This is a genomic window from Pseudomonas sp. 2957, from assembly GCF_031456345.1.
Taxonomy (GTDB): Bacteria; Pseudomonadota; Gammaproteobacteria; order Pseudomonadales; family Pseudomonadaceae; genus Aquipseudomonas; species Aquipseudomonas siliginis.
Window position 1 is genome coordinate 254,354 of the sequence record NZ_JAVDUL010000003.1, and the last position, 24,311, is coordinate 278,664.

Here is a 24,311-nt window from a genome sequence, read left to right on the forward strand (position 1 = left end):
AGTGAGAGAGGCATTCGCGAGCAGGCTCGCTCCCACAATTGAAATGCATTCCAAATGTGGGAGCGAGCCTGCTCGCGAAAGCCGTTGTTCAACCGCCAATAATCTTCATGACAGTAGCGCCGCCAGAGAACGCCACCTCCTGTTTGTCACCCAACGCCTTGACCAGCAAACGTTGCAGCGCCGGCAACGCCTGGTGGCGCGGCTTGTCGAGCAGATCGCCGACATAGTGGCGGTTGCTCGACGATAAACAGCCATGCAGCCAACCGGTCGATGACAGGCGCAAGCGCGAACAAGTGCGGCAGAACGGCACACTTTCGTTGGCGATCACCCCGAAAGTGCCGCGACCGGGAATCGCATAGCGCACAGCCGTGGCGTCCACCGGTGCGTCGGTCTGGGCGTATTCATAACGTTCGCCGATCAGGCCGAGCAACTGCTCAAGGCTGACGAACTGCTGCAGGAAGGCATTGGAATCCTTGGCCAGATGGCCCATGCGCATCAGCTCGATGAAACGCAGTTCGAAGCCGCGCTCCAGACAGTAGTCGAGCAGCGGCATGACCTGATCGAGGTTCTGCCCGCGCAACGGCACCATGTTGACCTTGATCTTCATCCCGGCGGCGGCAGCCTGATCCATGCCATCGAGCACGCTGGCCAGATCGCCGCCACGAGCGATGCTGCGAAAAGCAGCGGCATCAAGGGTATCGAGGGAAACGTTGATCCGGCGCAGACCGGCATCGACCAGCAGCGGCAGTTTTTTCGCGAGGAGTTGACCATTGGTGGTCAGGCTGATGTCGTCGAGGCCCATCTGGCCGACGGCAGTCATGAACGATTCGAGTTTGGGGCTGACCAGTGGCTCGCCGCCAGTGATGCGCAGGCGCTCGATGCCGGCCGCTTCGATCAGGTATTCGACGCCGCGTGCCATGGCTTCGGCCGACAGCTCATCCTGCGCAGCGACCAACCGCTTGCCGTTGGGCACGCAGTAGGTACAGGCGTAATTGCAGGCAGAGGTCAGGCTGATGCGCAGATTGCGAAAACGCCTGCCTTGACGGTCAACGATCATGAAACACTCCGGCGAAAGAAAATCGAGCGAGCAAAACTTGACTGAGAAATCAGGTTTTAGCAAGCCCTATGCCTGAGTATATTCCTGTGCTATTGCGCCATGTTGTGAAAACACGGCGCAATCAGCCCGCTGAATGACTTATGTGCTCGGCGTTTCCGGGTCGCGCTTGCGCTTGTTGCCCATGCGCACGCCGATGTCCATCAGGAACTGGAAGAAGCCTTCCTGATCTTCCAGCACGTTGCTCCAGAACGGCGAGTGATACAGCGCCACCGCGCCGTGTACCAACGCCCAGGATGCGCAGTAGTGGAAGTACGGCGGCACGTCTTCGAGCTTGCCTTCGCTGATGCGACCCTTGATCAGCAGGGTCAGGCGTTCGAAGTTCGAGGCACGGATCTTGTGCAGTTCCTCGACCATCTCCGGCACCTGATTGCCCTTGACCACTTTCTCTTCGAGACGGTCGAACAGGCGATAGCGCTGCGGGTCGCGCATGCGGAATTCGAAGTAGGCGCGGGACAGCGCTTCCTTGTCCTTGTCGACATCGGCCGAATGCAGCAGCTCGTTCAGATCGCGCTCGTAATCGAGCATCAGGCGCAAGTAGATCTCGGCCTTGGATTTGAAGTGCTTGTAGATCGTGCCTTTGCCGATACCCACGGCATCAGCAATCATCTCGACGGTGACACTGTCTTCACCCTGGTCGAGGAACAGCTTGAGCGCGGTATCGAGAATTTCCTGCTCGCGGCGACGAAATTCACGGACCTTACGAGGTTCTTTATGCATAAGAAAAAGGTCTGAAGGGTCAAAATTCGAAGCCGCGTATTATGCCTAACTTGCGCAAAAAAGCACGGTTCATCGACCAAATCTGTGTTTCTTGTTCATTTCGAGAACGAATCGGGTGCAATGAGAACTCAACTGAAGCAAACGTATTCCAAATTTGTTTAAAAACCCCGACCCGCTCACTGGACTGCACGCCAGACTGATCAATACTTGAACTGTCGGGCGACATCTCCCCCAAGTGTCGTGCCGGTAAAGGTACCAACGGACCGCGTGCCTTTGTTTTACTCCTAATGGTCTTAACCCGGATTCACCCCCCAGAACCCGGGTTTTTTTTGCCTGCGATTTGGCCTGCGGTCATACGGCAGATTTAACACTCGCCAGCGGGAACAAGCGCTTGAAGTTTTCCGTGGTCTGCTCGGCAAAGCGCTCGTAGTTCTCACCACGCAGCATCGCCAGAAACTCCGCCACTTCGCGCACGTACTGCGGCAGGTTCGGCTTGCCGCGATACGGAATCGGCGCCAGATACGGCGAATCGGTTTCCACCAGCAGGCGATCGGCCGGCACTTTGCTCGCCACGTCACGCAAGGCGTCGGCATTGCGGAACGTAACAATGCCCGACAGGGAAATGTAATAACCCATGTCCAGCGCCGCTTTGGCCATTTCCCAGTCCTCGGTGAAGCAATGCAACACACCGGCCTGGGGCAGCGCCGCTTCGCGCAGCAGTTGGAGGGTGTCGGCACGGGCGCCGCGAGTGTGGATGATCACCGGCTTGCCGGTCTGCTGCGCCGCTTGCAGATGCAGGCGAAACGACTCCTGCTGCAACTCGGCAGCTTCCGGCTCGTAGTGATAGTCGAGACCGGTTTCGCCGATCGCCACCACTTTCGGGTGATCGAGTTCGTGCAGCAGCCAGTCCAGCGCCGGTGCGGCGCCCGGCTGCACATCCAGCGGATGCACGCCGACCGAGCAATCGACGTCGTCATAACGCTCGGCGAGGGCTTTGACGTCGGCGGCGTTGTCAGCGCTGACGCCGATGCACAGAAAATGTCCAACCCCACGCTCGCGGGCCGCAGCGAGTGCGGCATCCAGCGAGCCGTCATGGGCGGCGAGGTCGAGACGGTCAAGGTGACAATGGGAATCTACGAGCATAAAAAGGACTGCAACTTACATCGTATGAGTGGGACGGTCGGATTTCAGTGCTCCGGCCAGATGAGTTTCGATGCGACTGCGCGCGGTGTCGTCGCCGTCGTTGAACTGCACGCCGACACCGGCAGCGCGATTGCCTTGTGCGCCTTTGGGGGTGATCCAGGCGACTTTGCCGGCGACCGGAATTTTTTCCGCTTCATCCATTAGGTGCAACAGCATGAACACCTCGTCGCCCAACCGGTAGCTTTTGTTGGTCGGGATGAACAGTCCGCCATTCTTGATGAACGGCATGTAGGCGGCGTAGAGCACCGACTTGTCCTTGATGGTCAGGGACAAGATGCCGTTACGCGGCCCCGGGCTGACAGGTTCAATCATGTTCACCTCCACTGCTGATCTTCAGAGTCTAGGTACACATTCTTATCTTTGACCAGGCAATCCCACCCATTGCACCAACAATGCTTCCAGCAACAGGGCCGGATTGAGGTTGGCCTTGCTCAGTACTTTCTGCCGCTGGGCGAGAATCCAGTCTTGAATATCCAGCACTTTGCCCTGCGCGCTCTTCTGCGCCAGGTACTGCACCACCTTGCGCATATCGGCCAGGCCAAGGCCGGCTTCGTCCTGAGTCAGTTGATAGCGCAGGATCAGGCTCGACCAGTCGCAGAACCAGTCGAACAGACGCAGCATCGGAATGCTTTTCCACTCCTCCGCCAGTTGCGTCGGCGATTGTTGTCCCTTGAGCAGCTTCTTCACGCCTTCGACCACTTGTGCACGTTGTTCACGCACACCTTGCGATTGCAGGCTGACCGCCATCAGCGGCGACCCGGCGGCGAGGGTCAGCAGTTCGACGCGCTCTTCCTCCGCGCAATCCGGCAGCGCCTGGGCCAGCCATTGCAGGCTCATCGCCTCGCCCGGCAGCGGGCAGGCCTGCTGCACGCAACGGCTCTTGATGGTTGGCAACAAACGGCTCGGCTGGTGGCTGACCAATAGCAGCACGGTATCGCCGGACGGTTCTTCAAGACTTTTGAGCAAGGCGTTGGCAGCGTTGATGTTCATCGACTCGACCGGCTCGATCAACACCACTTTGCGCCCGCCGAGCTGCGCGGTCTGCACGACGAAACTCACCAGATCACGAACCTGATCGACCTTGATCGCCTTGTCCGCCTCTTCCGGCTCCAGGATGTAATTGTCCGGATGACTGCCGGCCTTGAGCAGCAGACAGGATTTGCACTCGCCGCACGCCTCAGGCGTAGGGCGCTGACACAGCAGGCTGGCCATTAAGCGTTCGGCGAGCGCACGCTTGCCGATACCGGCCGGACCGTGGAGCAGGTACGCGTGAGCATGCTGACTGCGGCCGGCCAGTTGCTGCCAGAGGCTGTCCTGCCATGGATAGGCTTCAGCCACGGGCCAGCTCCAGCAAATTCGGTAGCAAGGTGTCCAGCGATTGCTGCACCTTGGCCAATGGCTGACCGGCATCGATGCGCACGTAGCGCGACGGGTCGGCTTCGGCGCGTTTCAGGAACGCATTGCGCACGTTCTCGAAAAACGCCCGGCCTTCGAGTTCGAAACGATCCAGTCGACCACGGGCACTGGCGCGGGCCAGGCCAATTTCAACGGGCAGGTCGAAAATCAAGGTCAGATCGGGCCGCAAGTCGCCCTGCACGAAAGTCTCCAGCGTGGCGATGCGCTCGAGTGACAAACCACGACCGCCGCCCTGATAGGCGTATGTCGAGTCGGTGAAACGATCGCACAGCACTACGGCGCCGCGGGCCAGCGCCGGGCGAATCACCTCTGCCAGATGCTGGGCCCGCGCGGCGAACACCAGCAACAGCTCGGCGTCCGGGTGCATCACTTCGTCGGCCGGGGTGAGCAGGACATCACGAATCCGTTCGGCCAGCGGTGTACCGCCGGGCTCACGGGTGAGCAGCACTTCGATACCGGCGGCGCGCAGGCGCTCGGCGAGGTATTCGCGATTGGTGCTCTTGCCCGCGCCTTCCGGGCCTTCCAGGGTAATAAACAAGCCAGTCACAGGCAGTCCTTCATCAAAGTCATTGCGCGTTCTGTGGTGCAGCGGCGTCCGGTTCCGGGGCTGGCGCAGATTCTTGCGGCGGCACTTGCGGCAGCGCCTCGGGCGCGGTGTTCGGCGAGGCCGCCGGAATCGCCTCATCGGTGGCCGGCGCGGTTACTGGTGCCGGGCTGGAACGGTAATCGGCACGGCGCTTGAGCTGGTATTCGCGCACTGCGTTGTTGTGCGCATCCAGATCATCGGAGAACACATGGCTGCCATCGCCACGGGCGACGAAATACAGGCTGCTGCCCTCCACCGGGTTGAGCGCAGCATGAATCGCTTCGCGTCCGACCATCGCAATCGGCGTCGGTGGCAAACCGGGAATCACATAGGTGTTATAGGGTGTCGGTTCTTTCAGATGCGCGCGGGTCAGCTTGCCGGTGTAGCGATCGCCGAGGCCATAGATCACCGTCGGATCCGTCTGCAACTGCATGCCCAACGCCATGCGCCGCACAAACACCCCGGCAATCTGCCCACGCTCCTGCGGAACACCGGTCTCTTTCTCGACCAGCGAGGCCATGATCAGCGCTTGATAAGGTTCGCTGTAAGGCACATCGGCAGAACGCTGCGCCCACTCTTTGGCGAGCACTTCATCGAGACGATCAAAGGCCTTTTTCAGCAGCTCGGCATCGGACATGCCGCGCACGAAACGATAGGTGTCCGGGAAGAACCGGCCTTCAGGGAACAACCCTTTGTGGCCGATCTTCGCCATCACATCGCTGTCGCTCAGGCCGGTGAGGGTCTGCTCGAGCTTGTCGTCCTTGGCCAGGGCGGCGCGCACTTGATGGAAAGTCCAGCCTTCGACCAGGGTCAGGCTGTACTGAACCACGTCGCCGCGCTTCCACGAATCGATCAGACCGTTGACGGTCATGCCCGGCTGCATGCGGTATTCGCCGCTGTGAATCGGTGTGCCGGCGAGATTGAAGCGCCAGTAGACGCGCAGCCAGAACGCGTCCTTGATGACGCCATCGGTTTCGAGTTCAAGGAAGGTACGGGTCGGTGTAGAGCCTTTCGGCACATCCAGCAGTTGTTCCTGCGGGATGTTCAGGGGCTGTTCCAGCGCCGAATGAATTTTCCAGGCGCTGGCGCCCAACAGCAGCCCTGCCAGAACCAGTCCGGTTTCCAGCAGCAGCAAAAGTTTACGTCTCACGAATCAAGCATCCAGTAGCGCGCGGGCAATGGTTTGCAGTTTACGGGTGAGCGGGCCAACCGGCCAGCTCAGTGCAGCACAGGCGCGTACCGGCCAGACGCCATAAACGCTGTTGCAGACAAACACTTCATCAGCCCATTGCAGCTGTTCGAGGCTGATATCGGCGATTTGCGTGGGGATGGCCAGCGACTCGGCCTGAAACAATATTTCCGCGCGCATCACCCCAGCGACGCCGCAGCGCTTCAAGTCGGGCGTAATCAGACCACCGTCGCGCACCAGGAAAATATTGCTGTACACACCTTCGACGACGCGCCCGGCCTGATCGAGCATCAAGCCTTCGGCATGCTCGCTGTCCTGCCATTCGGCGCGGGCGAGCACCTGTTCCAGTCGATTCAGATGTTTGAGCCCGGCTAACAACGGCTGCGTAGATAAACGCGTGTTGCAGGGAAACAGGCGGATGCCGTGCTCGGCATGGGCAGCGGGATACGCTGCCGGCGGATTGCCTTGCAGGATGCGTCGGCCCTGCGCCGCAGGATCGGGCGCATAACCGCGCAAGCCGTCACCCCGAGTGAGGATAAGCTTGAGCACGCCCTCGCCCATCGCAGCGGCATAGCTGAGCAGCTCATGGCGAACCAGCTCGAGATCGGTCGCAATGGCCAGACGCGCACAGCCATCGGCCAGGCGCGCCAGGTGCCGATCCAGCAGGACCGGCTGACCGCTGCGCACGGCAATGGTCTCGAACAGACCATCGCCGTAAGCCAGGCCGCGATCTTTCAGCGACAGCGCGTCAGCCGGTTGACCGTCGACCCAGCTGTCCATCAGCTGGCGAACCGGCGAAACGCCAGAGTGCCGTTGGTGCCGCCAAAACCGAAGGAGTTGGACAGCACGACATCGATGTCCATGTTACGCGCGGTGTGCGCAACGAAATCGAGATCGCAGCCTTCGTCCGGTTCATCAAGGTTGATGGTCGGCGGTGCCACCTGGCTGTTGATCGCCAGCACGCTGAAAATCGCTTCGACCGCGCCCGCCGCACCCAACAGGTGGCCAGTCATCGACTTGGTCGAGCTGACGGCCAGCTTGTAGGCGTGATCGCCGAACACAGACTTGATCGCATTGGCTTCGGCAAGGTCGCCGGCCGGGGTCGAGGTGCCGTGGGCGTTGATGTACTGCACTTGATCGACGTTGATCTTCGCGTCACGCAGGGCATTGGTGATGCAGCGCGCGGCACCGGCGCCATCGGCGGGTGGCGAGGTCATGTGGAACGCATCGCCGCTGGTGCCGAAACCGATCAGCTCGGCGTAGATCGTAGCGCCACGGGCCTTGGCGTGTTCGAGCTCTTCGAGAACCAGAGCGCCGGCACCGTCGGACAGGACGAAGCCGTCACGGCCCTTGTCCCACGGACGGCTGGCGCGGGTCGGCTCATCATTGCGGGTCGACAGTGCACGGGATGCGCCGAAGCCGCCCATGCCCAGACCGCAAGCGGCCATTTCCGCACCGCCGGCAATCATCACGTCGGCTTCGTCGTACATGATGTTGCGCGCGGCCATGCCGATGCAGTGCGTACCGGTGGTGCACGCGGTGGCGATGGCGTAGTTGGGTCCCTGTGCGCCCAGATGGATGGACAGGAAACCGGAAATCATATTGATGATCGAGCCAGGCACAAAGAACGGCGAGATCCGTCGCGGACCGGTCTCGTGCAGGGTGCGGCTGGTCTCTTCGATATTGGTCAGACCGCCAATCCCCGAACCCATGGCCACGCCAATGCGTTCACGGTTGGCATCGGTGACTTCCAGACCGGCGTTGCGCACGGCTTGAAAGCCTGCGGCGAGGCCGTACTGAATGAACAGGTCGAGCTTGCGCGCTTCCTTGACCGACAGGTATTCCTCGACATTGAAGCCTTTGACCGAACCACCGAAGCGGGTCGAATAGGCAGAAAGGTCGGTGTGTTCGATCAGACCAATGCCACTGCGGCCAGCCAGAATGCCCTGCCAACTGCTCGGCACATCCGTGCCCAGTGGCGACAACATACCCATACCGGTGACTACGACGCGTCTACGCGACACAGCACTCTCCTTTTTCAAATGACGACTTTGCATCAGGCCTAAAGAAAAAACCGCACGCCATGATGGCAGTGCGGTTTTTCCATGACAGCAAGCAACGATTACAAACTGTTACGCCTGGTGGCTGGTAACGTAGTCGATTGCAGCTTGTACAGTAGTGATCTTTTCAGCTTCTTCGTCAGGGATTTCGGTCTCGAATTCCTCTTCCAGAGCCATCACCAGCTCAACGGTGTCAAGGGAGTCGGCACCCAGGTCTTCTACGAAGGAAGCGGTGTTGACCACTTCTTCTTCTTTAACACCCAGTTGCTCGGCAACGATTTTCTTGACGCGCTCTTCGATGGTGCTCATACCTTGTTTTCACTCCTAATGGACAAATTCAGGCAGCTGGCCAGTGGGTAAGTGTATAGAAAGCCTTTTCAGTTTTTCAACTGAAAGCTTCACTCCTCAAACCCTGCGACCCTCTGCCTATAAATAGATTGCAGCTTTATAACGGATTTTAGACAGCTCGTATGACATTTTTTTGAAGCAATCCGTCACATTTTACTTACATGTACATCCCACCGTTCACCGGGATTGTAGCCCCGGTAACGTATGCCGCACCGTCGGATGCAAGAAAAGCGACCACGGACGCGATCTCTTGAGCTTGCCCCAGACGACCCAGCGGAATCTGCGTCTGCAAGGCTTCACGCTGTGCTTCAGGCAGCTCGCGGGTCATATCGGTGTCGATGAACCCTGGGGTTACCGAGTTGACCGTAATCGAACGCGAACCGACTTCACGCGCCATCGCCCGGCTGAAACCTTCCAGACCGGCCTTGGCGGCTGCATAGTTTACTTGGCCGGCGTTGCCCATGGCACCCACCACCGAGCCAATACTGATAATTCGACCCCAGCGCGCCTTGGTCATGCCACGCAAAACGCCCTTGGACAGCCGATACAGACTGTTCAGGTTGGTATCGATCACGTCGTACCACTCGTCGTCTTTCATGCGCATCATCAGATTATCGCGGGTGATGCCGGCATTATTGACCAGAATCGCCACCGGCGCACCGAACTGCTCCTGAATGCCTGCCAGCACGGCGCTGACCGACTCATCGCTGGTGACATTGAGTTCGAAACCGGCGCCCTGAATACCGTTTTCCTTCAGGGTCGCGGCAATGCGCTCGGCGCCCAACGCGGAGGTCGCGGTGCCGACAACGATGGCGCCCTGACGACCCAGTTCCAGCGCGATGGCCTGGCCGATACCGCGGCTTGCACCGGTAACCAGTGCAACTTTACCTTGCAGACTCATGCAAGTTTCTCCTGATTCAGGCCTGCGCTGCGCGAGCGGCAGCGAAGGCATCTGGGGTATTGAGATTGGAAGTCGAAACGCCTTCGGCGCAACGTTTGTTCAGGCCAGCGAGGACTTTGCCCGGGCCGCATTCGACCAGATTGGTCGCGCCCTTGGCGGCCAACGTCTGCACCGATTCAACCCAGCGCACTGGCTTGTAGAGCTGTTCGAGCAGATCGCGCTTGAGGGTTTCCAGATCGGCCGGCACTTGCGCGCTGACGTTCTGCACCACCGGGATCTGCGGCGCCTGCCAGTCGATGGCGGCGATGGATTCGGCGAAACGCTCGGCAGCCGGACACATCAGCTCGCAGTGCGACGGCACGCTCACCGGCAATGGCATGGCGCGCTTGGCACCACGGGCCTTGCAACCCTCGATGGCGCGCTCGACGGCCGCCTTGGCACCGGCGATCACCACTTGGCCCGGCGAGTTGAAATTCACTGCGCTGACGACTTCGCCTTGCGCCGCTTCGGCGCAGGCAGCCAGCACGTCGGCATCTTCCAGGCCGAGGATCGCGGCCATGCCGCCTTGCCCGGCCGGCACCGCTTCCTGCATCAACTGGCCACGGCGCTCGACGAGCTTGACCGCGTCAGCCAGGGTCAGGCTGCCGGCGGCAACCAGCGCGCTGTATTCACCCAGGCTGTGGCCGGCGACAAACGCCGGACGCGCGCCGCCTTCGGCCAGCCACAGACGCCACAGGGCGATCGAAGCGGTCAGAATGACTGGTTGGGTTTTGTCGGTTTGATTGAGCAGCTCTTCCGGACCCTGTTGGGTCAGTGCCCACAGGTCGTAGCCCAGCGCAGCAGAGGCTTCTTGAAAGGTTTCGAGGATCAGCGGATGTTGCGCGCCCAGCTCGGCCAGCATGCCGAGGGACTGCGAACCCTGTCCTGGAAAGACGAATGCGAGGGAAGCAGACATGTAACAAGCCCCTAATGATCTTGTCGTCGGAAAATAACGCCCTGTTGGGGACGCCAGAAACTGACAGTTTGGATGGCCCTTTGAACCGGGCGGTCACATTTAAGCATTGTCCGACGAAAACGCCTAAGACAACAGCTCCTCCAGACGACCGTGGAGACGCTCGGGGAGGTTCTCTTGAATCTCGATCAGCGCCCGTTGAATGGCACTCTGAAAGCCCTGTACCCCGGCCGATCCGTGGCTTTTCACGACGATGCCCTGCAAGCCGAGAAAGCTTGCGCCATTATGCCGCGCCGGGGCCAGGTCGGCCTGCAGACGCTTCATCAACGGCAGCGCGAGAACGCCGACAGCGCGCGAAGCGAAGTTTTTCTTGAACAAAGCCTCGATCCGCGCAGCAATCATCGTCGCCAGACCTTCGCTGGACTTGAGCAGGATGTTGCCGACGAAGCCGTCACACACCACCACATCGGCCTCGCCGCGATACAAGCCGTCGCCCTCGATAAAACCGATGTAGTTGATCCCGCGCGCAGCCTGCAACAACGTGGCGGCCAGTTTGACCTGCTGATTGCCCTTGATGTCTTCGGTGCCGATGTTCAGCAACGCAACACGTGGACGGGCAATGCCCAAAGTCTGCGCGGCCACCGAACCCATGACCGCGAACTGCAACAGATGCTCGGCACTGCAATCGACGTTGGCGCCCAGATCGAGCAACTGGCAATAACCGGTCTGCGTCGGAATGGCCGCGACCATGGCCGGACGATCAATGCCGGGCAATGTCTTCAGCACGAAACGCGACAAGGCCATCAACGCACCGGTATTGCCGGCACTGACACAGGCCTGCACCTTGCCATCGCGCAGCAGTTCAAGGGCTACACGCATCGACGAATCCGGCTTGCCACGCAGGGCTTGGGCGGGTTTTTCGTCCATGGTGATGACTTCGCTCGCCGCGACAATCGTCAGGCGCGCGCGATCGGCAGCCGACTGGCCGTGGATCAGTTCTTCAAGAAGGGAGGGTTGACCGACGAGGGTCAGGTGCAGCGAGGGTGTAGCAGACAGGCAAGCGAGACTGGCCTGAACAATGCTGCGGGGACCGAAGTCCCCGCCCATTGCGTCAATCGCGATGACTTGAGCAGACAAGTGATTACTCGTCAGCGCCCTTGTCGATCACTTTACGGCCACGGTAAACGCCTTCTGGCGATACGTGGTGACGCAGGTGAACTTCACCAGTGGTTTTTTCTACAGACAGGGTGCTAGCCTCGAGAGCGTCGTGCGAACGGCGCATGTCACGGGCAGAGCGGGATTTTTTGTTCTGCTGAACAGCCATAATTGATTAACTCCTAAACGTTTGGGTCACGCTTTAACTGCGCCAATACACTGAACGGGTTGGACCGCGTTACCTCGTCCTCGCTCGGTTCGGGCTCATCTGCTCCCGCCGGCTGCTGGCATTCTTCCGGATGATGAGCAGGCACAATGGGCAAGGCGAGCAGAAGCTCCTCCTCGATCAGTGACTGCAGATCCAATGGATCTTCGCCCAGTTCCAGCACGTCATAACCTTTCGGCAACGACTGGGTATTCGCACCCTCCTTCACCACCGCGTAACTGCATTCGCTGTGGATCGGCAGGGTGACCAGCTCAAGACAACGCTGGCAAACCATTTTGACTTCGGTGTCGATAAAGCTGTGGATGACCACAGACTTACGTTCATCTCGTTCAAAAACGAATTTGGCCTGCACCGTACCGACATCGTCGGAAAGCGGGTCGCAGAGTCTCTTCAAATCGGCCAGCAGCAGTTCACCTTGAAGGGTGGTGCCACGGTCAGCCAATTTGCGCGGGTCAACGTGAGGTGGAATCGGGTCATTCAACATAGGCGCAGCATTATAGGGATGCACCCACCCATGTCAAAGGAAATTGTGCCCTGTCCGTCACTTGCGCGCCTCCGCTAGAATCCGCACCTGCCTCAGGAGACGTCCATGCTGCCTTTATTACTCGCTTCAAGCTCGACTTATCGCCGTGAATTGCTCGCCCGCCTGCACCTGCCGTTCGTCTGCAGCTCGCCGGACATCGACGAAAGCCACCGCCCGGGCGAATCCGCGATCGATCTGGTCAAACGCCTCGCTGAGGAAAAAGCCCGCGCCCTGGCGGACAGCCACCCTGCTCATCTGATCATTGGCTCGGATCAGGTTGCCGTCCTCGGCGAACAGATCATCGGCAAGCCGCACACCTTCGAGAAGGCTCGCGAGCAATTGATGGCGGCGAGCGGCGCGAGCGTGACCTTCCTGACCGGCCTGGCGCTGCTCAACAGCCAGACCGGGCAATGCCAGGTCGACTGCGTGCCGTTTACCGTGCACATGCGCCAGCTGGATCAGGCACGCATCGAGCGCTATCTGCGCATCGAGCAGCCGTACGACTGCGCCGGCAGCTTCAAGGCCGAGGGACTCGGCGTAAGCCTGTTTCAATCGACCGAAGGCCCGGATGCCACCAGCCTGATCGGCCTGCCGCTGATTCGCCTGATCGATATGTTGTTGGTCGAGGGTGTGCAAATCCCTTAAAAGCAAAAGATCGCAGCCTTCGGCAGCTCCGACACCGATTGTGCAAGAGCTGCCGCTGACCTGCGATCTTCTGACCTTGAAACAATTACCGCAACGAAGGCCCGTGGAAACCCATCCACATCGCCAACTGCTCGGCCACGCTGGCGCCGAGCTTTTTCGAGAAGCGATCGAACGGCGATTCCTGCACGGTGAAGTCCACCAGCTCCTTCTCGCCAATCACATCACGCGCCACCGAACTGGCATTGCCCAAGCCATCGATCAGGCCTAGCGGCAGCGCCTGCTCACCCGACCAGACCAGCCCGGAAAACAGCTCCGGATGCTCTTTGTCCTTCAGACGATCGCCACGGCCCTGCTTGACGCTGTTGATGAACTGCCTGTGCGTGGTGTCCAGCACGCTTTGCCAGAATGCGGTTTCTTCAGGCTTTTGCGGCTGGAACGGATCCAGGAATGCCTTGTGCTCGCCCGAGGTATAGGTGCGGCGCTCAACCCCGAGTTTTTCCATGGTGCCAACGAAACCGTAACCCGCCGCCGTCACGCCGATCGAGCCGACCAGACTGGCCTTGTCGGCATAGATCTGATCCGCCGCGCTGGCGATGTAATAGGCGCCCGAAGCACCAAGATCGGAAATCACTGCGTAGAGCTTGATCTCCGGATGCAACCCACGCAGACGCTTGATCTCGTCATAGACATAGCCAGACTGCACCGGACTGCCACCCGGGCTATTGATGCGCAGGACCACGCCCTTGACCTTCTTGTCTTCGAACGCCGCACGCAGGCTGCCAACGATATTGTCGGCGCTGGCCGGCTCCTTGTCGGCGATTACGCCGTCGATCTCGATCAACGCCGTGTAGTTCGGGCCGCGGGTGGCGGTTTTTTCCATGTCCATCAGCGGCGTGAACAGCAGCAGCGCAACAAACAGATAAACAAACGTCAGCAGCTTGAAGAAAATCCCCCAGCGCCGCGAACGGCGTTGTTCCTGCACGCCGGCCAGCAAAGTCTTTTCCAACAGCTTCCAGCTTTTCGCGTCACCGTCGTCGGCACTTGCCTTGGCCGGTGCTTTCCATTCGTCGGTCATGCCATCTACCCCAGCAAAAACGTATTAAGCCTGCTGACCCAGCCAGGCGTGCAATTCAGAAAAACGGTCGATCGACAGGCGCGGCTCGAACTGTTGCAGGGACTCGATCGATTGCGCGCCGTAACTGACCGCCACCGAATCCATCCCCGCGTTGCGTGCCATCAGCAGGTCGAACGACGAATCGCCGACCATCAACGCCTGCTCCGGACGTACGCCGCAGTGGCTGACGATCTGCTCAAGCATCAGAGGGTGTGGCTTGCTGGCAGTTTCATCGGCGGCGCGGGTGATATCGAAATAATCTTCCCAGCCATTGGCCTTGAGCACCCGATCCAGTCCGCGACGGTTCTTGCCCGTCGCTACCGCCAGGTGATAACCCTGCTCGCGAAACGATGCCATCGACTCGACCACGCCCTCGAACAGCGGCGACGGCACGGCTTCGGCAGCGATGTAGTGATCGGCGTAATACTCACGAAACGCGAGCATTTCTGCGTCGCTGATTTCGGGGTACAGCGTGTGAATCGCCTCCGGCAAGCCGAGACCGATGATGCCTTTGACAGCGAAGTCATCGCGCAGCTCGAAACCGGAACGCCCGGACGCCGAGTGCATGGCCTCGACGATCCGATGGATGGAATCGGCAAGGGTGCCGTCCCAGTCGAAAATCAGCAGCTTGTAATCAGATGGGCGCACTCAATCGCTCCACGGTCTTGGCCCACATTTCATCGACGGGCGCTTGCAGATTCAGCTTGCCGCCGTCGGGTAGCGGCACGGTCAGCATGTAAGCGTGCAGGAACAGGCGCTTACCGCCCAGATCGCGGATTTCCTTGGTGAAATCCTCGTCGCCATACTTACTGTCACCGGCAATGCAATGGCCAGCATGCAAGGTGTGCACGCGAATCTGGTGGGTACGACCGGTAACCGGTTTAGCTTCGACCATGGTGGCAAAATCACCGAAGCGGCGCAGCACCTTGAACAGCGTCAGGGCTTCTTTGCCCTCGTCATTGACTTCGACCATGCGCTCGCCGGAACGCAGATTGCTCTTGAGCAGCGGAGCGCGAACCTGCTTGATCGAGGTTGCCCAGTTGCCACGGACCAGCGCCATGTAGCGCTTGTCGACGCCATCGCCGCGCAACTGCTCGTGCAGGTGGCGCAACATGCTGCGCTTCTTGGCGATCATCAGCAGGCCGGAGGTGTCACGGTCAAGACGGTGAACCAGCTCCAGTTCCTTGGCGTCGGGACGCAACTGACGAAAGGCTTCGATCACGCCGAAATTCAGCCCGCTGCCGCCATGAACCGCAATGCCGGCGGGCTTGTTGATCACGATCAGGGCCTTGTCTTCGAAGACAATCGAGGCTTCCAGGCGCTGCAACAGCCCCTGGGCCAGCGGTACCGGTTCGTCGCGCTCAGGCACGCGAACCGGCGGCACGCGCACGATATCGCCGGCCTGCAGCTTGTATTCGGGCTTGATCCGACCTTTGTTCACGCGCACTTCGCCTTTGCGCAAAATGCGGTAAATCAAGGTCTTGGGCACGCCTTTGAGCCGGGCGAGGAGAAAGTTGTCGATTCGTTGGCCGGCATACTCCGGCGAGACTTCAAGCAGTTGAACGCCTGGAGTCGAAGGGGCAGTAGTTGTCATGCCGCGGATGATAACAATTTTTATGGAATTGAAGCACTTAATCATTGCTGCTATAGTCGCGAACGCCGCCAAAAGCGGCCTGGACAGCGGAACCACGGTCAAAGACCGGCCCTGACCAACGCAATTCACCAGGGCGCGAGGCCGTCCTACGGGGCTTTCGCTACGTAACGGTGGAGTTTGCGGTTGTAACGAGCGCAGGTGACATGAGGCCTGAATTACACCGCCGGGCAGAGTTCTGACTCGCCAGGCAGGCGACATTCGAGGCCAGTTCACAAAGTGCAGTCGACTGCGAATGACCCCGAGCGATTGCTTCGGAAACATCGCCTGAATTAGCCATGATGCGTGACCTCCCCTTTCGGAGCTCACGGTAAATGCCAACCCGCTGCGGATTCTGCGCGCGGCAGCACCCGAATTATCAGGGATACGTGTAGGGTGGAGATGCACAACCGCCGGACTGTGTAGCAACAAGCTTTGATCAAGACGCTTCATCTCGTCCACAGCCGCTGGTTGATTCCTCCTCCTGACTGAGTGCTTAAGTAGCCACAGCAAGCAGGACGCGTACGTCGCGGTATCGGCCCAATTGGCCGCACATCGCTGGACACGGGAATGGCCAACCACTCCCGACGCACCTGACACCGACCGTGAGAAGTCGTGTGTGCCGAACGCCGTTTCCGGCAGCCCGGAAACCGACGGTACTACATGAAAAGAATGCTGATTAACGCAACTCAACCCGAAGAGTTGCGTGTTGCACTGGTAGATGGCCAACGCCTCTACGACCTGGACATCGAATCCGGTGCACGCGAGCAGAAGAAGGCCAACATCTATAAAGGCCGTATCACTCGCATCGAACCAAGCCTTGAGGCTGCCTTTGTCGATTTCGGCTCCGAGCGCCACGGCTTCCTGCCCCTCAAAGAAATCTCCCGCGAATACTTCAAGAAAGCCCCCGAAGGCCGCGTCAACATCAAGGACGTCCTGAGCGAAGGCCAGGAAGTCATCGTTCAGGTCGAGAAAGAAGAACGTGGGAACAAGGGCGCCGCCCTGACCACCTTCATCAGCCTGGCCGGTCGTTACCTCGTACTGATGCCGAACAACCCGCGTGCCGGCGGCATCTCCCGTCGCATCGAAGGCGAAGAACGCAACGAACTGCGTGAAGCGCTGAACGGTCTGGTTGCTCCGGCCGACATGGGTCTGATCGTGCGTACTGCCGGCCTGGGCCGCAGCAGCGAAGAAATGCAGTGGGACCTCGATTACCTGCTGCAACTGTGGACCGCCATCAAAGAAGCCTCGCTGGATCGCTCCGCGCCATTCCTGATTTACCAGGAAAGCAACGTGATCATCCGCGCCATCCGCGATTACCTGCGCCAGGACATCGGCGAAGTGCTGATCGACAGCGTTGAAGCCCAGGACGAAGCCCTGACCTTCATCCGCCAGGTGATGCCGCAGTACGCCAGCAAGATCAAGCTGTACGAAGACAGCGTGCCACTGTTCAACCGTTTCCAGATCGAAAGCCAGATCGAGACCGCGTTCCAGCGCGTCGTCGAACTGCCTTCCGGCGGCTCCATCGTCATCGATCCGACCGAAGCCCTGGTGTCCATCGACATCAACTCGGCGCGCGCCACCAAAGGCAGCGATATCGAAGAAACCGCGCTGCAGACCAACCTTGAAGCCGCCGAAGAAATCGCCCGTCAGTTGCGCCTGCGCGACATCGGCGGCCTGATCGTCATCGACTTCATCGACATGACCCCGGCCAAGAACCAGCGCGCCGTGGAAGAGAAAGTCCGCGAATGCCTGGAAGCTGACCGCGCCCGTGTGCAGATCGGCCGCATCTCGCGTTTCGGTCTGCTGGAAATGTCCCGTCAGCGCCTGCGTCCATCGCTGGGCGAAAGCAGCGGCATCGTCTGCCCGCGTTGCAACGGCACCGGCATCATCCGTGACGTTGAATCGCTGTCGCTGGCCATCTTGCGCCTGATCGAAGAAGAAGCCCTGAAAGACCGCACCGCCGAAGTTCGCGCGCAAGTGCCGATCCCGGTCGCTGCGTTCCTGCTCAACGAAAAACGCAACTCGATCACCAAGATCGAACTGCGCACCCGTGCCCGTATCGTCATTCTGCCGAACGATCACCTCGAGACGCCGCACTTCGAAGTTCAGCGCCTGCGTGACGACAGCCCGGAAGCCGCGACCAACCAGTCCAGCTACGAAATCGCTGCGGCCGCTGCCGAAGTCGAAGAAGTCCAGCCAGCCGCTGCGACCCGCACTCTGGTTCGCCAGGAAGCTGCAGTGAAAACTGCGCCGGCCCGTGCCAACGCACCGGTGCCGACTGAAGTTGCACCTGCCGCACCTGCTCCAGCACCAGCTGCCGCGCCTGAGCCAAGCCTGTTCAAGGGCCTCGTGAAGTCGCTGGTCAGCCTGTTCGCCACCAAGGAAGAGCCAGCCGCACCGGTCGCTGTTGCGAAACCGGCTGCCACCGAGCGTCCAGCGCGCAACGAAGAGCGTCGCAACGGTCGTCAGCAGAGCCGCAACCGCAACGGTCGTCGTGATGAAGAACGCAAGCCACGCGAAGAACGTGCTCCACGTGAAGAGCGCGCACCACGCGAGCCGCGCGAAGAGCGCCAGCCACGCGAAGCCCGCGAGCCGCGTGAAACCCGCAGCGAAGCGCCGGTAGCCCGCGAAGAGCGCGCACCACGTGCCCCGCGTGAAGAACGTGCACCGCGTGCCCCACGTGAAGATCGCAAGCCGCGTGGCGAGCGCGAAGAACGCGTACGTGAATTGCGCGAGCCACTGGACGCCGCGCCAGCCGCAGCCGCAGCCGTTGCTGCCGTGACCGCTGAAGAGCGTCCGGCGCGTCAGCCACGCGAAGAACGCGCTCCGCGTCCACCGCGTGAAGAGCGTCAACCGCGTGCCGAGCAGGCCGCTGCTGCCGTTGCTGAAGAAGAAGTGAACAGCAACAACGAAGAGCAACTGCCGGAAGACGGTCAGGACAACGCCGAAGGCGATCGTCCACGTCGTCGCTCCCGTGGCCAGCGTCGTCGCAGCAACCGTCGCGAGCGTCAACGTGATGCCAACGGCAATGTGATCGAAGGTTCGGAAGAATCCGAGTCCGCTGAAAACGCTGGCGAGCCAAGCACTGCCGATCTGGCCGCTGGCCTGGCCGTCACCGCTGCCGTTGCCAGCAGCACCATCAGCGCTCCGGCAGAAGCCGAAGCTCACGAGCAGGCTGAACGCGCCACTGCCGCCACACTGGAAACCGCTCCAGTCGAAGCGCCGGTTGTCGAAGCCACCACTCCAGTGGAAGTGACTGCTGCACCGGAAATCGAAGTCGCCCCGGTCCGCGAAGCTCAGCCTCAGGTTGAAGCGCCTGCCGAACCGGAAGCTGTCGTTGAAGCGCCAGTTGCTGAATCCGAACCAGCAACCGAAACCGTCAGCGAAAACGTGACCAAAACCGTGCGTGAAGTTCGCGAAGAGCAGACTGCGTTCAACTGGGTTGCCGAGTCAGCTGTGACCGAAGCTCCAGCGCCAGTCACTGAAGCCGAAGTACCGCAGGCCATGGTTTCCGAACCAGTAGTTGTAGCGGCCGAACCGGCTCCACAGCCAGTGGTTGAAGCACCAGCTGTCGAAGCACCAGTTGCAAAAGCTCAGGCTGAAGAAGCACCAGCCGCAGTCGAAGCGCCAGCGCCATTGGTTGAAGCTCCGGCTCCGGTCAGCGCCCTGACGCCAAACGGCCGCGCGCCAAACGACCCGCGTGAAGTGCGTCGTCGCAAGCGTGAAGCCGAGCGCCTGCAGAAGGAAGCCGAACTGGCTGCCGCTGCAGCGCCAGTGGCTGCCGAACCAGCCGCTGCGGCTGAAGTGATCGAGGCAGCCCCTGCCCCGGTCGCGGAAGAAGCATCGGTTGAAGCGGTGATCGCTGAAGCACCACGCTCCGTTCAGGACGCGGTTGAACAGCGCGAAGAAGCCCAGGAAAAAGAGCACGAGCCTAAACCACTCGTGTAATTCCTGAAGCCATTAAAAAGCCCCGCCCGGTGAAAGCCTGGCGGGGCTTTTTATTGCCTGAAATACCAGCATCATCCACAACCTTTGTGGGAGCGAGCCTGCTCGCGAAAGCGCTAGGTCAGACAATATTCATGTAGCTGAACCAGCGCATTCGCGAGCAGGCTCGCTCCCACAAGGAATTTCAACACGGCTCAGGGCCGAGGAAATACCAGAGATTCAGGCACATCGATATCCCACAACACCCCCGGATCTTCCACCGCTACTTCCACCACCCTACCCTGCGCAAACAACGGCCGTGCGCCACGATCGCCGGTCAGCGCCTGCAACTGCGCGCCAAACGAGCGGCCAAACCCCACCGGATGGCCAAACTCGCCACCCAGCACCGGCACGCTCACCGCATCATCAGCCATCGCCGCGACCACTCTCTCGATACTCGAAGGCAAGATAAACGGCATATCGCCGAGAACAATCAGCCAGCCATTCGCGTCAGGACAAGCAGCAACACCTGCGGCGATGCTGTCGCCCATGCCGGTCGACTCGATTGACACCACGTCGCAGCCATATGCCTGGGCCATGCGCATCGCCTGGGGTCGCGCTTCGGTGGTGACAAGTACGCGCTTGTCGAGACTGGCCGGCAGGTTCACCAGCACCTGCTCGATGACCGAACGCACCGCGCCGTCACGCCCGGTGCAATCAGCAAGCAACTTGTCTTTGTCGGGACCGGCGATCTGGCGAAAACGCTTGCCCTCGCCTGCTGCCAGCACGACCACTGCGATGGAATGGCTCATGCACCCTCCAGCGGTTTTTTCTGTTTCAGCTCCACACCGTTCTTGATCGCAACAATTTCCGCCAACAAGGACAAAGCGATCTCTGCCGGCGAATGACTACCGATGTGCAGGCCGATCGGCCCGTGCAAGCGATCAATCGATGCTTGCGACAAGCCTAGCTGAGCGAGGTTTTCCCGGCGCTTCTGGCTGTTGACCCGCGAACCGAGCGCGCCGACGTAGAACGCCGGCGAATCGAGCGCGGTGAGCAAAGCCATGTCATCCAGACGTGGATCGTGAGTCAAGGCGACAATCGCCGTGCGCTCGTCGGTCTGGATGTTCAACACCGCCTCGTCCGGCATGCCGGGGACGAAACGGCCATGCTGCTCTTCCCAGCCGTAGACGAACTCGGTGCGCGGATCGCAGATCAGCACTTCGAAATCCAGCAGCCGCGCCATGTCGGCGACGTAGCGCGACAGCTGCCCGGCACCGATCAGCAACAAGCGCCAGCGCGGGCCGTAAATCGCTCGCAGAGTCTTGCCGTGGAACACCAGCGAATCGGACTTGCTCGCCGGAGCCAGCCGCACCTCGCCGGTTTCGATGTTGAGTTCACGGGCAACGATTTCGTGGTTTTCGCAACGCTGCAGCAGCTCGGCCACCCACGCCGGGTCGCCGACGCGCTCTTCGGTCAGGCGCAGGGTGCCGCCGCAAGGCAGGCCGAAACGCGCGGCCTCCTCGCGGGTCACGCCATAGGTAATCATCTGCACTGGCGGACCATCGGTGGCAATGCGGCCGTCGTGCAGCCGCGCGATCAAGTCATCCTCGACACAGCCGCCTGACACCGAACCGATCACCACGCCGTCCTCGCGCAAGGCGAGCATGGCGCCGGGCGAGCGCGGCGCGGTGCCCCAGGTCTGCACCACGCTGAACAACACCACCCGCTGCCCGGCACGGCGCCACTCGAGGACGCTGCGCAGGACGTTGAGATCGACGCTGTCCATTTACGCCTCCGCCTTCTGCCAGCCTTGCAACTGATACCGCACCGGCAGATTGCGGATGCGCTTGCCGGTGGCGGCGAAGATCGCATTGCACAGCGCCGGAGCAATCGGCGGCACGCCCGGCTCACCAACGCCACCCAACGGCACGTCACCCGGCGGCGTGACCAGATGCACCGCGACTTCCTTGGGCGCCAGCGACATGCGCGCGACCTCGTACATATGGAAGTTGTCCTGCTGGACCTTGCCGTCCTTGAAGCTGATCTCACCGAGCACAGCGTTGCCCAGGCCCATGACGCACGCGCCTTCGAACTGCGAACGGATGCGCTCAGGGTTGATCTGCGGCCCGCAGTCCACGGCGATGTCGGCCTTGTGCACGATCAGTGAACCGTCATCCTTGACCTCGACTTCGATCACCGCCGCGACATAGGTGACGAAGCTGTAATGCACTGCCAGACCGAGGCCACGACCCTTGGGCAGTTTGCGTCCCCATCCGGCTGCCTTGGCGGCGGTTTCCAGCACGGTGCGCATGCGCCCGGTGTCGATCGGATAACGCTCGGGCGATTCGCCGTAGTTCCACTCTTCGCTCAAGGTGCGAGGATCGATCTGCCGGTCCGGGCCGAGCAATTTGATCTGGTACTTGAGCGGATCCTCCCCGGCCTTGTGCGCCAGTTCATCGACGAAACTCTGAATCGCGAAGCCGTGGGGAATGTTCGACACCGAGCGATACCAGCCGACCCGCGTGTGTACCTTGGCTTCGGGGTTTTCCAGGCGCACGTTGGGAATCGCGTAGGCCATGTTGGTAAAGCCCATGCCCAGCTCGAACGCCGCCTCATGGTTCATGTCCGGCGCAAACAACGCGGTGATGCTCGGCGCCACGGTGCGATGCAGCCAGCCGGACGGCATGCCGTTCTTGTCGATGCCCGCCTTCAGATATTCCGCCGACACGGTGTGGAAATACGAGTTGTGGATGTCGTCTTCGCGCGTCCACTGCACCCGTACAGCCTTGCCCGGAAATTCCTTGGCGAGAATCGCCGCTTCGACGACGAAGTCCGGTTTCGACTTGCGACCGAAACCACCGCCCAGCAATGTCACGTTGACGGTGACCTTTTCGAACGGCACGCCAAGACGCTCGGCGATGCGCTCACGGGTGACCTGCGGTGCCTGACTCGGCGCCCAAGCCTCGCAGACGCCGTCCTTGTAACGGGCGATAGCAACCATCGGTTCCATCGGCGCCTGCGCCAGGTGCGGCAGGTAATACGACGCTTCGAGAGTGCTGGCAGCGCCGCTCAAGGCCTTGTCGATATCACCGGTGTTGCGCACCACTTTGCCGGCCTTCAGCGACGCGGCTTCAAGCTCTTTGCGATAGGCAATCGAGTCATAACTGGCATTCGGGCCGTCATCCCACTCGATCTTCAGCGCCTCGCGGCCCTTGATCGCCGCCCAGGTATTGCTGGCCACAACCGCGACGCCGCCTAGTGGCTGGAACTCCGACGGCAATGGCCGGCCTTCGATCTGCATGACTTTTAGCACGCCAGGGACTTTCAGTGCGGCGCTGTCATCGAGGCTTTTGACCTTGCCTCCATAAACCGCCGGGCGAGCGATGGTGGCGTAGAGCATGCCGTCGAAATGCACGTCGGCGCCGTACACTGCGCGGCCATTGACGATATCGGCACCGTCGATGGCCTTGGTGCCTTCCTTACCGATGTAGCGAAATTCCGACGGCTGCTTGAGTCGCAGGCTGTCACGCGCCGGCACAGCCAGCGCACTGGCGGCAGCGGCGAGTTCGCCGTAGCCCAGTTCGCGGCCGGACGGTTTGTGAATGACCTTGTGCAGTTGCGCATGGCATTCGCCAACCGGCACTTTCCACTGCGCAGCAGCGGCCTGTTCGAGCATGGTCCGCGCGGCGGCGCCGCAACGACGCATCGGCTCGTACCAGTGACGCATGCTGCGCGAACCATCGGTGTCCTGGTTGCCGAAGCGCACTTCGTCGCCCGGCGCCTGCTGCACTTTGACCTGCGCCCAATCGGCCTCGAGTTCATCGGCCACTACCATGCTCAGGCTGGTGCGCACGCCCTGGCCCATTTCCGAACGGTTGCACACCACGGTGACGCTGCCATCGGCAGCAATGCTCACGTAAACCTTGGGATCGTCGATCCAGCCATTGGGCATGCCATCGGCGCCAAACTTCTTCGGCGCGTCATCGGCCAGCGCATCCTGCCAGCCCCAGCTCGCGGCGAGGACCAGCGCGCTGGTAGCGCCGACGCCTTTGAGAAAGCCACGGCGGCTGAGGTTGCTCAGGGCGAAATCATTCGGGACGCGGCTCATGCCTTCACCTCCTTCAGTTGAGTGGAGGCCTGGCGGATCGCGGTTTTGATCCGGTTGTAGGTGCCGCAGCGGCAGATGTTGCCCACCATGGCTTCTTCGATCTGCTCGTCGCTCGGGTTCGGATTGGTTTTCAGCAGAGCGGTGGCCGACATGATCTGCCCGCCCTGGCAATAACCGCATTGAGCCACAGCGCTGTCGAGCCAGGCTTGCTGCACGACCTTGCCTACCGGGTCGGCGTGGAGATTATCGATGGTGGTGACGTTCTGACCGATCACCGAGCCGATCGGCGTGATGCAACTGCGTGCCGGCAAGCCGTCGATATGGATGGTGCAGGCGCCGCACAGGCCCATGCCGCAACCGAATTTGGTGCCGTTGTAACCGGCGACGTCACGAATCGCCCACAACAGCGGCATGTCTTCGGTGACATCGAGGGAGTGGTCTTGACCGTTGAGTTTCAGGGTAATCATGGGCACGCCCGCATATTTTTTAGT

General features: G+C 60.7%; 24 protein-coding genes. 2 read left to right on the plus strand and 22 right to left on the minus strand.

Features of this window, described 5'->3' with window-relative positions; translation table 11 throughout:
- Positions 1 to 88: 88 nt before the first annotated feature.
- The 15 genes from J2Y39_RS11600 to J2Y39_RS11670 form a co-directional block, all read right to left on the minus strand.
- On the minus strand, positions 89 to 1,057 hold the full coding sequence (locus J2Y39_RS11600) for a GTP 3',8-cyclase MoaA (protein ID WP_041479439.1): 969 nt from the start codon (positions 1,055 to 1,057) through the stop codon (positions 89 to 91).
- Positions 1,058 to 1,195: 138 nt separating this feature from the next.
- Entirely contained in the window at positions 1,196 to 1,834 is a 639-nt protein-coding gene (locus J2Y39_RS11605; RefSeq protein ID WP_016770981.1) for a TetR/AcrR family transcriptional regulator, read from the minus strand.
- Positions 1,835 to 2,185: 351 nt separating this feature from the next.
- On the minus strand, positions 2,186 to 2,977 hold the full coding sequence (locus tag J2Y39_RS11610; RefSeq protein ID WP_258707061.1) for a TatD family hydrolase: 792 nt from the start codon (positions 2,975 to 2,977) through the stop codon (positions 2,186 to 2,188).
- Between the two features lie 15 nt (positions 2,978 to 2,992).
- Complete coding sequence (locus tag J2Y39_RS11615) at positions 2,993 to 3,349, minus strand: PilZ domain-containing protein (RefSeq protein ID WP_016770983.1); 357 nt, start codon at positions 3,347 to 3,349, stop codon at positions 2,993 to 2,995.
- A 42-nt stretch (positions 3,350 to 3,391) separates the two neighbouring features.
- On the minus strand, positions 3,392 to 4,375 hold the full coding sequence (locus J2Y39_RS11620) for a DNA polymerase III subunit delta' (RefSeq protein ID WP_256809747.1): 984 nt from the start codon (positions 4,373 to 4,375) through the stop codon (positions 3,392 to 3,394).
- Complete coding sequence (gene tmk / locus J2Y39_RS11625; RefSeq protein ID WP_016770985.1) at positions 4,368 to 5,000, minus strand: dTMP kinase; 633 nt, start codon at positions 4,998 to 5,000, stop codon at positions 4,368 to 4,370. Before tmk ends, J2Y39_RS11620 begins: the two co-directional genes overlap by 8 nt.
- Before the next feature lie 19 nt (positions 5,001 to 5,019).
- On the minus strand, positions 5,020 to 6,189 hold the full coding sequence (gene mltG / locus J2Y39_RS11630) for an endolytic transglycosylase MltG (RefSeq protein WP_310217687.1): 1,170 nt from the start codon (positions 6,187 to 6,189) through the stop codon (positions 5,020 to 5,022).
- Positions 6,190 to 6,192: 3 nt separating this feature from the next.
- Positions 6,193 to 7,008, minus strand: coding sequence for an aminodeoxychorismate lyase (pabC, locus tag J2Y39_RS11635; protein ID WP_252868087.1), 816 nt, complete (start codon positions 7,006 to 7,008; stop codon positions 6,193 to 6,195).
- Positions 7,008 to 8,252, minus strand: coding sequence for a beta-ketoacyl-ACP synthase II (gene fabF, locus J2Y39_RS11640; RefSeq protein ID WP_252868088.1), 1,245 nt, complete (start codon positions 8,250 to 8,252; stop codon positions 7,008 to 7,010). Before fabF ends, pabC begins: the two co-directional genes overlap by 1 nt.
- Positions 8,253 to 8,360: 108 nt before the next feature.
- Positions 8,361 to 8,597 carry an acyl carrier protein gene (acpP, locus tag J2Y39_RS11645; protein WP_003175607.1) on the minus strand — a complete coding sequence of 79 codons (237 nt, stop codon included), beginning with the start codon at positions 8,595 to 8,597 and terminating at the stop codon, positions 8,361 to 8,363.
- Between the two features lie 196 nt (positions 8,598 to 8,793).
- Positions 8,794 to 9,537: a 3-oxoacyl-ACP reductase FabG gene (fabG, locus tag J2Y39_RS11650; RefSeq protein ID WP_310217691.1), complete on the minus strand. Its 744-nt coding sequence runs from the start codon at positions 9,535 to 9,537 to the stop codon at positions 8,794 to 8,796.
- 16 nt (positions 9,538 to 9,553) lie between these two features.
- Complete coding sequence (gene fabD / locus J2Y39_RS11655; protein ID WP_310217693.1) at positions 9,554 to 10,492, minus strand: ACP S-malonyltransferase; 939 nt, start codon at positions 10,490 to 10,492, stop codon at positions 9,554 to 9,556.
- A 123-nt stretch (positions 10,493 to 10,615) separates the two neighbouring features.
- A complete protein-coding gene (gene plsX, locus J2Y39_RS11660; protein ID WP_082530305.1) occupies positions 10,616 to 11,626 on the minus strand; it encodes a phosphate acyltransferase PlsX in 1,011 nt (336 codons plus the stop codon).
- Positions 11,627 to 11,630: 4 nt separating this feature from the next.
- Positions 11,631 to 11,813 carry a 50S ribosomal protein L32 gene (gene rpmF, locus J2Y39_RS11665; RefSeq protein WP_003179396.1) on the minus strand — a complete coding sequence of 61 codons (183 nt, stop codon included), beginning with the start codon at positions 11,811 to 11,813 and terminating at the stop codon, positions 11,631 to 11,633.
- Between the two features lie 13 nt (positions 11,814 to 11,826).
- Complete coding sequence (locus J2Y39_RS11670) at positions 11,827 to 12,354, minus strand: YceD family protein (protein WP_003204262.1); 528 nt, start codon at positions 12,352 to 12,354, stop codon at positions 11,827 to 11,829.
- 105 nt (positions 12,355 to 12,459) lie between these two features.
- Between J2Y39_RS11670 and J2Y39_RS11675 the strand changes: the two genes are divergently transcribed.
- Positions 12,460 to 13,038, plus strand: coding sequence for a nucleoside triphosphate pyrophosphatase (locus tag J2Y39_RS11675; RefSeq protein ID WP_071173215.1), 579 nt, complete (start codon positions 12,460 to 12,462; stop codon positions 13,036 to 13,038).
- Positions 13,039 to 13,123: 85 nt separating this feature from the next.
- Here the strand turns inward: J2Y39_RS11675 and sppA are convergent, their stop codons facing one another.
- The 3 genes from sppA to rluC are packed head-to-tail and all read right to left on the minus strand — an operon-like array spanning position 13,124 to position 15,746.
- A complete protein-coding gene (sppA, locus tag J2Y39_RS11680; RefSeq protein WP_310217697.1) occupies positions 13,124 to 14,113 on the minus strand; it encodes a signal peptide peptidase SppA in 990 nt (329 codons plus the stop codon).
- A 24-nt stretch (positions 14,114 to 14,137) separates the two neighbouring features.
- On the minus strand, positions 14,138 to 14,800 hold the full coding sequence (locus J2Y39_RS11685) for an HAD-IA family hydrolase (protein ID WP_310217700.1): 663 nt from the start codon (positions 14,798 to 14,800) through the stop codon (positions 14,138 to 14,140).
- Positions 14,787 to 15,746 carry a 23S rRNA pseudouridine(955/2504/2580) synthase RluC gene (rluC, locus tag J2Y39_RS11690; protein WP_016770994.1) on the minus strand — a complete coding sequence of 320 codons (960 nt, stop codon included), beginning with the start codon at positions 15,744 to 15,746 and terminating at the stop codon, positions 14,787 to 14,789. Before rluC ends, J2Y39_RS11685 begins: the two co-directional genes overlap by 14 nt.
- 699 nt (positions 15,747 to 16,445) lie before the next feature.
- Here rluC and rne point away from each other — a divergent pair.
- Positions 16,446 to 19,733, plus strand: coding sequence for a ribonuclease E (rne, locus tag J2Y39_RS11695; protein ID WP_310217704.1), 3,288 nt, complete (start codon positions 16,446 to 16,448; stop codon positions 19,731 to 19,733).
- A gap of 191 nt (positions 19,734 to 19,924) precedes the next feature.
- Here rne and J2Y39_RS11700 read toward each other — a convergent pair whose 3' ends face one another.
- From J2Y39_RS11700 to J2Y39_RS11715, 4 genes are read right to left on the minus strand one after another with little or no spacing between them, the layout of a single operon-like run.
- Positions 19,925 to 20,521, minus strand: a complete 597-nt coding sequence (locus J2Y39_RS11700) for a nucleotidyltransferase family protein (protein WP_310217707.1) — start codon at positions 20,519 to 20,521, stop codon at positions 19,925 to 19,927.
- Entirely contained in the window at positions 20,518 to 21,498 is a 981-nt protein-coding gene (locus J2Y39_RS11705; protein ID WP_310217710.1) for an XdhC family protein, read from the minus strand. The genes J2Y39_RS11700 and J2Y39_RS11705 overlap by 4 nt, the downstream gene beginning before the upstream one ends.
- Positions 21,499 to 23,820, minus strand: a complete 2,322-nt coding sequence (locus tag J2Y39_RS11710) for a xanthine dehydrogenase family protein molybdopterin-binding subunit (protein WP_310217713.1) — start codon at positions 23,818 to 23,820, stop codon at positions 21,499 to 21,501.
- A complete protein-coding gene (locus tag J2Y39_RS11715; protein ID WP_041479453.1) occupies positions 23,817 to 24,287 on the minus strand; it encodes a (2Fe-2S)-binding protein in 471 nt (156 codons plus the stop codon). The genes J2Y39_RS11710 and J2Y39_RS11715 overlap by 4 nt, the downstream gene beginning before the upstream one ends.
- Positions 24,288 to 24,311: the final 24 nt, after the last annotated feature.

Excerpts from the sequence above, each read along its gene's own strand:
- J2Y39_RS11600 (WP_041479439.1), bottom strand. The coding sequence starts at position 1,057 with ATGATCGTTGACCGTCAAGGCAGGCGTTTTCGCAATCTGCGCATCAGC.
- J2Y39_RS11605 (WP_016770981.1), bottom strand. The coding sequence starts at position 1,834 with ATGCATAAAGAACCTCGTAAGGTCCGTGAATTTCGTCGCCGCGAGCAG.
- J2Y39_RS11610 (WP_258707061.1), bottom strand. The coding sequence starts at position 2,977 with ATGCTCGTAGATTCCCATTGTCACCTTGACCGTCTCGACCTCGCCGCC.
- J2Y39_RS11615 (WP_016770983.1), bottom strand. The coding sequence starts at position 3,349 with ATGATTGAACCTGTCAGCCCGGGGCCGCGTAACGGCATCTTGTCCCTG.
- pabC (WP_252868087.1), bottom strand. The coding sequence starts at position 7,008 with ATGGACAGCTGGGTCGACGGTCAACCGGCTGACGCGCTGTCGCTGAAA.
- acpP (WP_003175607.1), bottom strand. The coding sequence starts at position 8,597 with ATGAGCACCATCGAAGAGCGCGTCAAGAAAATCGTTGCCGAGCAACTG.
- fabG (WP_310217691.1), bottom strand. The coding sequence starts at position 9,537 with ATGAGTCTGCAAGGTAAAGTTGCACTGGTTACCGGTGCAAGCCGCGGT.
- fabD (WP_310217693.1), bottom strand. The coding sequence starts at position 10,492 with ATGTCTGCTTCCCTCGCATTCGTCTTTCCAGGACAGGGTTCGCAGTCC.
- rpmF (WP_003179396.1), bottom strand. The coding sequence starts at position 11,813 with ATGGCTGTTCAGCAGAACAAAAAATCCCGCTCTGCCCGTGACATGCGC.
- J2Y39_RS11670 (WP_003204262.1), bottom strand. The coding sequence starts at position 12,354 with ATGTTGAATGACCCGATTCCACCTCACGTTGACCCGCGCAAATTGGCT.
- J2Y39_RS11675 (WP_071173215.1), top strand. The coding sequence starts at position 12,460 with ATGCTGCCTTTATTACTCGCTTCAAGCTCGACTTATCGCCGTGAATTG.
- sppA (WP_310217697.1), bottom strand. The coding sequence starts at position 14,113 with ATGACCGACGAATGGAAAGCACCGGCCAAGGCAAGTGCCGACGACGGT.
- rluC (WP_016770994.1), bottom strand. The coding sequence starts at position 15,746 with ATGACAACTACTGCCCCTTCGACTCCAGGCGTTCAACTGCTTGAAGTC.
- rne (WP_310217704.1), top strand. The coding sequence starts at position 16,446 with ATGAAAAGAATGCTGATTAACGCAACTCAACCCGAAGAGTTGCGTGTT.
- J2Y39_RS11700 (WP_310217707.1), bottom strand. The coding sequence starts at position 20,521 with ATGAGCCATTCCATCGCAGTGGTCGTGCTGGCAGCAGGCGAGGGCAAG.
- J2Y39_RS11705 (WP_310217710.1), bottom strand. The coding sequence starts at position 21,498 with ATGGACAGCGTCGATCTCAACGTCCTGCGCAGCGTCCTCGAGTGGCGC.
- J2Y39_RS11710 (WP_310217713.1), bottom strand. The coding sequence starts at position 23,820 with ATGAGCCGCGTCCCGAATGATTTCGCCCTGAGCAACCTCAGCCGCCGT.
- J2Y39_RS11715 (WP_041479453.1), bottom strand. The coding sequence starts at position 24,287 with ATGATTACCCTGAAACTCAACGGTCAAGACCACTCCCTCGATGTCACC.